Origin of the sequence: Curtobacterium flaccumfaciens (assembly GCF_051548005.1) — a bacterium.
GTDB lineage: Bacteria > Actinomycetota > Actinomycetes > Actinomycetales > Microbacteriaceae > Curtobacterium.
This window is the reverse complement of the sequence record NZ_JBPUGH010000156.1, coordinates 1-7,600: the sequence shown is the minus strand read 5'-3', so window position 1 is coordinate 7,600 and position 7,600 is coordinate 1. Positions and strand designations below refer to the sequence as shown.

Here is a 7,600-nt window from a genome sequence, read left to right as displayed (position 1 = left end):
GTGCCAGCGGGCACCGCGCCTCCCGTCCGTCATCCGGTCACCGCTGCAGACGCGCGGGGACCGATCACGCGTACCAGCGTCCCAGGAACCCCGCCGTGCCCATAGCTGCGACGAGCGCACCCCCGGCCGCGGCTGCGGCCACACCGTCCGCGAGCCCCGGCGCACCCACGCCGGCGAGCACGAGCAGCACGCCTGCCGCGACGAGCGTCGCCGCCTGCAGTACGGGGACGACCACGACGCCGGGCGCTCGACGCCGGACCAGCCGCACGAACGGCTGCCACCCCGTCGGGAGCGCCCGTCCGAGCCGGCGCAGCACCGCGACCTGGGCGAGGACCACACCGACGATCAACGCCGCGCAGCACAGCTCGGGGGGCAGGGGGTCGTCGACCACCATGCCGACGAGCGCCCCCACGGTGCCGGCGAGCACGAGACCGACGACGATGAACGCCGTTCCCAGCGATGCCAGGTGGACGACGGCACGACGGAACGCGCCGAGCGGTCCGACCGCGTCAGGGTGCTCCGCGAGGACGAGTGCGGCGTCGGCGAGCACCGCGATCGTGCTGCCACGGCGTTCGCGTGCTCGGAGGAGCTGCCACCGGGGCCACGGGTCCGCGGGGGTCGCCGCCACTGCGGCGACGAGGGCGCGCTCGGCGGTGCCCGGGTAGCCCTCGCGAGCGGCCAACCACGCGAGGGCGAGGTTCACCTGTGCGTGCTGCGGGTGCGCGGTCGCGGCCCGGGTCGCGGCGGCGTAGGTCGCCGCGTCCACCTGTCCGGTGCGGAGGTCGAGGACGAGCCGCGCTGCCGCCAGGCCGCCGTCGCCCGGGACGAGCTCGACGGCTGCCGCCCAGGCCGACCGGGCCTCGACCACGTCGTCGGCCTCCTCGGCGAGGTGCGCGGCGAGGAGGTACCCCTCGACGTCATCGGGATCGGTGGTGATCGCTCGGCGGACTGCCGTGCGCGCGGCGTCGAGGTCACCGGCCGACCAGAACGCGACCGCGAGGATCCGGAGCACCTCCGCGTCGTCGCCGTGCAGGGCGAGCGCACCGGTCAGCGGCTCGACGGCGTCCTCGGGCCGTCCGTGCTCGAGGAGCTCCGCCGCCGCCACGAGGGCACGCTCGACCTGCGGGTGGCGCCAGAGCGGAGGTTCGGCGGCAGAGTCGCTCACGGGGTCATCGTGGCCGGACTCGGGCGGGCGGACAAGCCCCGCGCACGGGGGTCGCGACTACGAGCGCTCCGGTGGGATCGGCGGGATCGGGCGCAGCTCACCCCAGGCGAAGGCGCTCTCGGCGATGAAGTCCTGCAGGTCGCTCGCCAACGCGCCGAGCAGCTGCTCTTCGTCGTCCCAGATCTCGACTCCGAGCGTGCTGCTGCTCCCCGTCTCCCCGCAGAGGTCCCAGACCAGCGCGTCCTGATCCTCGGCGAGCGCATCCTCGTCCCGATCGTCGTCCCAAGCGTGGATCGGCGCGATCCAGAACCGGGCGGCGCGGAACTCGTCCGGTCGGAGCATGTGCTCGGCCACGGGTCGGAACGCAGCGAGGACCTCACCCACGGTCAGCACGACGGTCATGGCGGGAGCCTACGGCGCAGCGGAGGTGTCGGCACCCGCCGATAGGCTGGACGGCATGACACGCCTGCGCCTCGCATCCGTCAACGTGAACGGCATCCGTGCCGCGTTCCGGAAGGGCATGGGCGACTGGCTCGCCACGCGCGACGTCGACGTCCTCGCCCTGCAGGAGGTCCGGGCGTCGAGTGACGACCTCGCCGGGCTCCTCGGCGACGAGTGGGACATCGTGCACGACCCCGCGACGGCGAAGGGCCGCGCGGGCGTCGCGATCGCATCGCGGCACCGGGCACAGATCCACCGCGTCGCGCTGGGGGCGGAGGAGTTCGACTCCGCCGGCCGCTGGCTCGAGGCCGACTACGAGATCGGCGGGACCACGGTCACGGTCGTGTCGACGTACGTCCACTCGGGCGAGGTCGACACCCCGAAGCAGGACGAGAAGTGGAAGTTCCTCGACGCGATGACCGAGCGGCTCCCGGAGCTCCGCGCGCACAACCCGCTCGCGGTCGTCGTCGGCGACCTCAACGTCGGGCACGACCAGCGCGACATCAAGAACTGGAAGGGCAACGTCAAGCGGGCCGGGTTCCTCCCCCGCGAGCGCGCCTACTTCTCCCGGTTCTTCGGCCCCGAGGGCGAGCAGGTCGAGGGCGCCGACGGCAGCACCGGTCCCGGTCTCGGCTGGGTCGACGTCGGTCGCGCCCAGGCCGGCGACGTCGACGGTCCGTACACCTGGTGGTCGTGGCGCGGCCAGGCGTTCGACAACGACTCCGGCTGGCGCATCGACTACCACGTCGCCACCCCCGAACTCGCCGGGAAGGTCTCGAACTACACGGTCGACCGCGCCGCGGCGTACGACCAGCGATGGTCCGACCACGCCCCCGTGGTCGTCGACTACGAGATCTGATCCCCTCCCGCTCCAGCGCAACAGGACACCAGCATGACCACCACCCGCATCTTCTCCGGCATCCAGCCCTCGGCCGGATCGCTCCACCTCGGCAACTACATCGGCGCGCTCATGCAGTGGCGGACGCTGCTCGACGACCACGACGCGATCTACTGCGTCGTCGACATGCACGCGATCACCACCGCGCAGGACCCGGCCGAGCTCCGCGCGAACACGCGTGCGACGGCCGCGCAGTACATCGCGTCCGGCATCGACCCGTCGAAGGCGACGCTCTTCGTGCAGTCGCAGGTGCCCGCCCACGCCGAACTCGCGTGGGTGCTCAACACGCTCACCGGCTTCGGCGAGGCCAGCCGGATGACCCAGTTCAAGGACAAGTCGGCTCGGCAGGGCGCCGACGCCGCGTCCGTCGGGCTCTTCACCTACCCGATCCTCATGGCCGCGGACATCCTGCTGTACGACACGAAGGTGGTGCCGGTCGGTGACGACCAGCGGCAGCACGTGGAGCTCACCCGCGACCTCGCCGGGCGCTTCAACTCGCGCTTCGGCGAGACGTTCGTCGTACCGGAGGCCCGGATCCTCACCGACACCGCGCGCATCTACGACCTGCAGGACCCGACGAACAAGATGAGCAAGTCGGCGGCGTCCGACAACGGCCTCATCCGCCTGCTCGACGACCCGAAGCGCACCGCGAAGAAGATCCGGTCGGCGGTCACCGACACCGAGCGCGAGATCCGGGCCGACCGGCAGGCGAAGCCCGGTGTGACGAACCTGCTGTCGATCCTTTCGGCGTTCACGGGGACCTCCGTCGCCGAGCTCGAGGTGTCCTTCCAGGGAAAGGGGTACGGCGACCTGAAGGGCGAGGTGGCCGACGCGGTCGTGGCCGAGCTCGAACCGGTCCGTGCCCGGACGCTCGAACTCCTCGACGACCCGGCGGAGCTCGACCGGCTCCTCGCCGTCGGCGCCGACCGGGCGGAGTCGATCGCGCAGCAGACGCTCGCGCGCGTGTACGACCGCATCGGGTTCGTCCCGCGCGTCCGCAGCTGAGCACGACGTGATCCCGGTCGTCCTCGAGTCCGCGCGGGTGCGCCTCGACGTGCCCACCCGCGCGGACACCGCGGCCATCGTCGCCGGGTGCCAGGACCCGGACGTCGCCCGGTGGACGACGGTCCCGCTGCCCTACGGACCCGACCACGCGCGGTCCTTCGTCGACGCGCTCGTCGGCCCGGGATGGGCCTCGGACCGCGAGTACACGTGGGCGATCCGTCGCAGCGGGTCGTCCCTGCTCGAGGGCGTGATCGGCTACCGGACCGAGCGTCGCGACGTCGGGTTCTGGCTCGCGCCGTCCGCGCGCGGTGCCGGGCGCATGCACGACGCGCTGGAGCTCGTGGTGTCGTGGGCGTTCGAGCAGGGCGCACCCGACGTCGCGTGGGAGTGCTACGAGGGCAACACCGCCTCGGCGGCGGTGGCCCGGGCGGCGGGCTTCGTGTTCACGGGGAGCGGCCCCGCGGCGAACCCCGGTCGCGACGGCGGCCCGACCCCGGCCTGGCACGCACGGCGCCGCGCCGACAGTGCGCCGGCGTCCGACCTGTCCTGGCCCACAGCGTCGTTCGCCCACAGCGTGTAGTTCGATGACGTGTCACCGACTTCTCGTCGGTAGTGTCGAAGCGTGACCAGCTCCCCCTCCGGAACCGCGACCCCGGCCGAGGTCCGGGCGATGCGCCGCGGCCTCGAGATCGCGGCGCTCGGCCCCGCCGTCGGTGACCACGCACGGGTCGGGGCGGTGATCCTCTCCCCCGACGGCACAGTCCTCGCCGAGGGCTGGCACAAGGGCGCCGGAACACCGCACGCCGAGGTCGACGCGATGGCGAAGGTCGACCTCGCGCACCTGCGTGGGGCGACCGCCGTCGTGACCCTGGAGCCGTGCAACCACACCGGACGCACCGGCCCCTGCGCGCTCGCCCTCATCGAGGCGGGCATCGGCCGCGTCGTGTACGCGATCGACGACCCCGGAGCGCACGTCCACGGCGGCGCCGACCGACTCCGTGCCGCCGGTGTCGACGTGGTGTCCGGCGTCCTCGCGGACGAGGCCGAGGCATTCCTCGAGCGCTGGCTGCTCTCCGTCCGGCTCGGTCGGCCGTGGGTGACCGCGAAGTGGGCGTCGAGCCTCGACGGACGCGCCGCCGCTGCGGACGGGACGAGCCAGTGGATCACCGGGGCCGCTGCACGCCAGCACGTCCACGAGCAGCGGGCGGCGCACGACGCGATCCTCGTCGGTACCGGCACCGTGCTCGCTGACGACCCGTCGCTCACCGCCCGGGGCGACGCGGGCGAGCTCCTCGCCGAGCAACCGCTGCCGGTGGTGTTCGGCGACCGGCCGGTCCCGGTGACAGCGGCGCTCCGGCGCCACCCGCGCGGCCTCGTGACCCTGCCGGGCCACGACCTCGCTGCCTCCCTGGCGGCCCTCCGCGACCACGGGGTGCACTCCGTGTTCGTCGAGGGCGGTCCCACCCTGACCTCCGCGCTCATCGCGGCCGGCCTCGTGGACGAGTACCTCGTCTACGTCGCCCCCGTGCTGCTCGGCGGACCCCGCGTCGCCGTCGACGACCTCGGCGTGGGAAGCATGACCGACCGCCTGCGGTTGGACGTGACATCCACCACCAGTCTGGGTCCCGACCTCCTGGTCCGGGCCCGGCCGCACGGCGCCGCGCACCCTGGAGCGGCGCCCCAGAACGACCGGAGCACACGATGACCGACGCACTGACATCCCCCACGCCGGGGAGCCCGGTCCAGTTCGAGGTGTCCACGAACGTCCCGACCACCCACGGCAGGTTCGAGATGCGGGCCTACCGCGACCTCGTCACGGGGGCGGAGCACGTCGCCATCATCGGCGCGCTCCCCGACGGCTCGTCCCCCGGGGACGGCGCGCTCGTCCGGGTGCACTCGGAGTGCCTGACCGGCGAGGCGTTCGGATCACTCAAGTGCGAGTGCGGACCGCAGCTCGACGCGGCGCTCGACACGATCGCGGCCGAGGGCGGTGTGGTCGTCTACCTCCGCGGGCAGGAGGGCCGTGGCATCGGCCTGATCAACAAGCTCAAGGCCTACCGCCTGCAGGAGGACGGGCTCGACACCCTCGACGCGAACCTCGCGCTCGGTCTGCCCGCAGACTCGCGTGAGTACGGCGGCGCCGCGGGGATCCTCGCCGACCTCGGGATCGCGAGCGTGCGCCTGCTCTCGAACAACCCGGAGAAGCGCCGGCAGCTCGAGGAGCACGGCATCGCGGTCGAGTCGCTCGTGCCGCTCGTCGTCGGCATCTCCGCGCAGAACGCCGGCTACCTCGACACCAAGCGCGACCGGATGGGCCACCAGCTGCCCGCCCACCTCGAAGCCGGCGCCGCCAGCTGAGCGACCCGCGCACCAGCGCGACCACCCACCGGGAGGCGCGGAGCACGGACGACGTGCACCGCGCCTCCCGGCCGTTCGTTCTCTGCGGATTCGCAGGAAAGCGACATCTGTCGTAGGCTGTGAGCCCCCGTCACAAGCGGTCCACCACCCACCGAACGCACCCGATCGGCGACGCGCCACCTGCGCGAACCGACCGGTGTCCGCCGTCCGGAACACCGCTGCACCCCTCCCGGGTGCTCCCCTCGGAGTCACCACACACGCATGTCAGCCGCATCGGCACCCAGCACGACCACCCCGGCACCCGCAGGCAACCCGCGCTCCCGCGTCGTCATCGCCAGCCTCGTCGGCACGTCCATCGAGTTCTACGACTTCTACGTCTACGCGACCGCGGCGGTCCTCGTCTTCCCGACGCTCTTCTTCCCGAACGAGGACCCGACCGCCTCGCAGCTGTCGTCGTTCGTGACGTTCGCCCTCGCGTTCTTCGCCCGACCCGTCGGCTCGATCGTCTTCGGTCACTTCGGTGACCGCATCGGCCGGAAGGCCACGCTCGTCGCGTCGCTGCTCGTGATGGGCACGGCGACGTTCCTCATCGGCTGCCTGCCGACGTTCGCCACGATCGGCGTCTGGGCCCCCGTCCTGCTCGCCGTGATGCGCTTCGCCCAGGGCGTCGGCCTCGGCGGCGAGTGGTCCGGCGCGGCACTCCTCGCGACCGAGAACGCCCCGAAGGGCAAGCGCGGCGTGTTCGGCTCGCTCCCCCAGCTCGGCGCACCGATCGGGTTCCTGCTCGCGAACGGGCTCTTCATCGCGATCAACGCGGCGATGCCCGCGGGCGCGGACGGCACGCCGAACGCCGACTTCCAGGCGTGGGGCTGGCGGATCCCGTTCCTGCTCTCCGCCGTGCTCGTGATCGTCGGCCTCTACGTGCGGTTCAAGCTCGTCGAGTCGACCGTGTTCCGGGGCGTGCAGGAGTCCGGCACGGTCGCGAAGGTCCCGCTGGCCCGGGTGTTCCGGACCTCGTGGCGACCGCTCATCGTCGGCACGTTCGGCATGGTCGCGACCTACGTGCTCTTCTACTTCATGACGACGTTCACGCTGACCTACGGCACGACGGGTGCCACGGCCGGCCCCCTCGTCCCGAAGATCGGCCTCGGCTACTCCCGCGGCGAGTTCCTGTCGCTGCTCATGATCGGCGTGGTCTTCTTCGGCATCCTCACCCCGGTCGCCGGGTTCCTCGCGGACCGCTTCGGCCGTCGCTCGACGCTCCTCTGGACCACGGCGGGCATCGCCGTGTTCGGCCTGACGTTCCAGATCTGGTTCGCCGCCTCGCACGGTCCGATCACGGTGGTGACGTTCCTGATCGTCGGCTTGTCACTCATGGGCTTGACGTTCGGCCCGATGGGCGCCCTGCTGCCCGAGCTGTTCCCGACGAACGTCCGGTACACGGGCTCGGCGGTGGCGTACAACGTCGCGTCGATCCTCGGGGCGTCCCTCGCACCGACCGTGGCGCTCGCGCTGTGGAAGGCCGACGGGAACATCTTCCTGGTGGGCCTCTACCTGACCATCGCCGCGGTCGTGACGCTCGTCGCACTGTTCTTCGTCAAGGAGACCCGGCACGCGGACTTCGGCGAGGCGGAGGCCGAGCGCGTGCTCGGCGTGCCCGCCGACGCGGCGGCCGGCGACGGCCACGTGCGCTCCTCGGGGAGCCTCGCCCCGTAACGCACCCGGGTACGCAC

At 72.5% G+C, this 7,600-nt stretch carries 7 protein-coding genes and 1 pseudogene; 6 read left to right on the top strand and 2 right to left on the bottom strand.

The genetic code is table 11. The features are described 5' to 3' along the window. Positions 1-64: 64 nt before the first annotated feature. Positions 65-1,165, bottom strand: coding sequence for a tetratricopeptide repeat protein (locus ACSW7Y_RS14765; RefSeq protein WP_438126998.1), 1,101 nt, complete (start codon positions 1,163-1,165; stop codon positions 65-67). A 57-nt stretch (positions 1,166-1,222) separates the two neighbouring features. After that, the gene (locus ACSW7Y_RS14760; RefSeq protein ID WP_438126997.1) at positions 1,223-1,567 is read right to left on the bottom strand and encodes a hypothetical protein; all 345 of its coding nucleotides are present in this window, start codon (positions 1,565-1,567) and stop codon (positions 1,223-1,225) included. A gap of 55 nt (positions 1,568-1,622) precedes the next feature. On the opposite strand from ACSW7Y_RS14760, the gene ACSW7Y_RS14755 reads away from it, so the two are divergent. The 6 genes and pseudogenes from ACSW7Y_RS14755 to ACSW7Y_RS14730 all read left to right on the top strand — a co-directional run bounded on the left by ACSW7Y_RS14755 (position 1,623) and on the right by ACSW7Y_RS14730 (position 7,583). Next, positions 1,623-2,465, top strand: a complete 843-nt coding sequence (locus ACSW7Y_RS14755) for an exodeoxyribonuclease III (RefSeq protein ID WP_438126996.1) — start codon at positions 1,623-1,625, stop codon at positions 2,463-2,465. A 33-nt stretch (positions 2,466-2,498) separates the two neighbouring features. Next, positions 2,499-3,509: a tryptophan--tRNA ligase gene (gene trpS / locus ACSW7Y_RS14750; protein ID WP_438126995.1), complete on the top strand. Its 1,011-nt coding sequence runs from the start codon at positions 2,499-2,501 to the stop codon at positions 3,507-3,509. Positions 3,510-3,516: 7 nt separating this feature from the next. Then, positions 3,517-4,089: a GNAT family N-acetyltransferase gene (locus ACSW7Y_RS14745; protein WP_438126994.1), complete on the top strand. Its 573-nt coding sequence runs from the start codon at positions 3,517-3,519 to the stop codon at positions 4,087-4,089. A 90-nt stretch (positions 4,090-4,179) separates the two neighbouring features. Then, the gene (ribD, locus tag ACSW7Y_RS14740; RefSeq protein WP_438126999.1) at positions 4,180-5,214 is read left to right on the top strand and encodes a bifunctional diaminohydroxyphosphoribosylaminopyrimidine deaminase/5-amino-6-(5-phosphoribosylamino)uracil reductase RibD; all 1,035 of its coding nucleotides are present in this window, start codon (positions 4,180-4,182) and stop codon (positions 5,212-5,214) included. A gap of 23 nt (positions 5,215-5,237) precedes the next feature. Continuing rightward, a pseudogene (ribA, locus tag ACSW7Y_RS14735) lies at positions 5,238-5,867 on the top strand (GTP cyclohydrolase II); the annotation flags it as partial. Between the two features lie 261 nt (positions 5,868-6,128). Beyond that, positions 6,129-7,583, top strand: a complete 1,455-nt coding sequence (locus ACSW7Y_RS14730; RefSeq protein ID WP_438126993.1) for an MFS transporter — start codon at positions 6,129-6,131, stop codon at positions 7,581-7,583. Positions 7,584-7,600 lie beyond the last annotated feature (17 nt).